This is a genomic window from Bacillus sp. P4_D3, from assembly GCF_056401855.1.
In genome coordinates, this window is sequence record NZ_JBFUIN010000588.1 from 1 (window position 1) to 1,930 (window position 1,930).

The following is a 1,930-nucleotide window of genomic DNA, read 5'->3' on the forward strand; positions in this document are numbered from 1 at the left end:
CTGGTGGTGTACTTTGCGTAGCGTTAATAACTTGTCTTGCGGGGGGACCGATGATTGCGATTGCGAAAAAAGATATTGCAAATGCAGAACGAGAAATAGCCAGTTTAAAGAATAGAATTTCTGGATCGCAAGCAGAAGTGGCAATTTTGACAGATGCAAAAAATAAAACAACTAATATGACAGAAACAATTGATGCAGCAATTACAGCACTGCAAAACATATCAAATCAGTGGTATACGGTAGGTGCGAAATATAATAATTTACTACAAAACGTAAAAGGAATCAGCCCTGAAGAATTTACCTTTATAAAAGAAGATTTAAATACAGCGAAAGATAGCTGGAAGGATGTAAAAGATTATACAGAAAAATTACATGAGGGTGTGACGAAATAAACAGTGGACTAGTTCCGCTGTTTATTTTTTTATCCCGTTTTTTGTGAGAGCCGAGCTTGTAATTTTACCCATAAGTTTGCCGTGTGTTTTATCAATGTAACTTTAGGATAATGTTTGGTCAAATTGATACTAATAACCTCGATAAACTCCTGATCACGCTTTTTATATTTAATATTTTAAGTAAAAAAGCTATACTATAGGCAAAACTAAAAATTGGAAAGGAAATACTAGAACATGGAAAATTATTTGTTATTTATCCTCACAGCAATCCTAATCATAATAATGCCTGGTCCCGGTTTTGCCTTAGTTACAAAAAACACTATCTCGCATGGTAAAAATGGTGGGATAAAGACCGTCTTAGGAACGGTATCTGGAATGATGATTCATACAATAATGGCTACACTAGGACTTTCTGCCATCCTAATGAAATTCTCTATGTTATTTACATTTATAAAATATGCTGGGGCTTTTTACTTAATTTACTTAGCTGTAAAGTCAATTAAAAGTGCCTTGTCTAAAAAAGAAGATATGTCAGGTTCAGTGGAAATGAACTCTAAGGATATTGGAACGATTAAAAGTTTTAGACAAGGATTTACCACGGCAATCTTAAACCCAAAAACTGCTGTGTTTTTCCTAAGTTTTCTACCCCAATTTATTGTGAGCAATCAAAGTCATCTCTTCCAATTTCTTTTGTTAGGACTCACATTTACGACTTTGACAGCAATATGGTATTTACTTTATATCTCACTAATACGTCAATTAAGAACTTTTTTAAGAAAAGAAAAAGTGAACCGTACAATAGAGGGTATTACTGGCACAGTATTATTAGTATTTGGAGTTAGGTTATTTTTCCAAAAATAAATATGTATATGAAAAGAGAAATAATCAATGGTGGTTATTTCTCTTATTCACTTATTCTAAAACTACCATTATAGATTTCTAGAGGTGAGATGATTTTTTGTTGGGTATTTATGTTACTATCACTGTAAAAATTGTGAAGAAATGTACTTAAACTAACGGGGCAGGATAGTTGAATAAGAATAAAAATATTTTTATAAGTTAAATTTATTGAATATCATAAAATATTTATAATTAAACTTTTTTCTAAATCAACACTCGATGGCGAGGTGGTGTTACCTCAAATATAATTATTTTATTTGAAGATTTCATTTTAATTTTTTCAAATCTTTTCATAGGTTGATATACAAAGACGTGTAGTGATAAGCCTATAACTGCAGTAATGTTTAAAATAATACTTATAATCATTAAAGACCATTCTATGACTGGAGAAAAGTATCCGTTCGTACTTAATGTAGAAGAACTTACATCTAGTATTAAAATAACTATTAGTAAAGGTAAGTTTTTAACCAATTTGAATCCCCTCTTTTAAGTGTAATATCTTTATATTATCATATCGCAAAATAAATTATATAATTAATTATAAGATAGTTATCTATGAGAATTTAGCTTGTTTTTTCGTTTTGGGGTGTTAAAAAATTCTTAAGTTGATGGGCATGGGATAGCACACCATGCCTATG

At 30.7% G+C, this 1,930-nt stretch carries 2 protein-coding genes and 1 pseudogene; 2 read left to right on the forward strand and 1 reads right to left on the reverse strand.

Going from position 1 to position 1,930, the window contains the following annotated elements; all coding sequences use genetic code 11:
- Together AC1DTM_RS24390 and AC1DTM_RS24395 are read left to right on the forward strand one after the other, a co-directional pair.
- Window positions 1-392: pseudogene (locus AC1DTM_RS24390) on the forward strand (enterotoxin); the annotation flags it as partial.
- 234 nt (window positions 393-626) lie between these two features.
- Window positions 627-1,253, forward strand: coding sequence for a LysE family translocator (locus AC1DTM_RS24395; protein ID WP_000432973.1), 627 nt, complete (start codon window positions 627-629; stop codon window positions 1,251-1,253).
- 243 nt (window positions 1,254-1,496) lie between these two features.
- Here AC1DTM_RS24395 and AC1DTM_RS24400 read toward each other — a convergent pair whose 3' ends face one another.
- The gene (locus AC1DTM_RS24400) at window positions 1,497-1,763 is read right to left on the reverse strand and encodes a hypothetical protein (RefSeq protein ID WP_002126826.1); all 267 of its coding nucleotides are present in this window, start codon (window positions 1,761-1,763) and stop codon (window positions 1,497-1,499) included.
- Window positions 1,764-1,930: the final 167 nt, after the last annotated feature.

Excerpts from the sequence above, each read along its gene's own strand:
- AC1DTM_RS24395 (WP_000432973.1), top strand. The coding sequence starts at position 627 with ATGGAAAATTATTTGTTATTTATCCTCACAGCAATCCTAATCATAATA.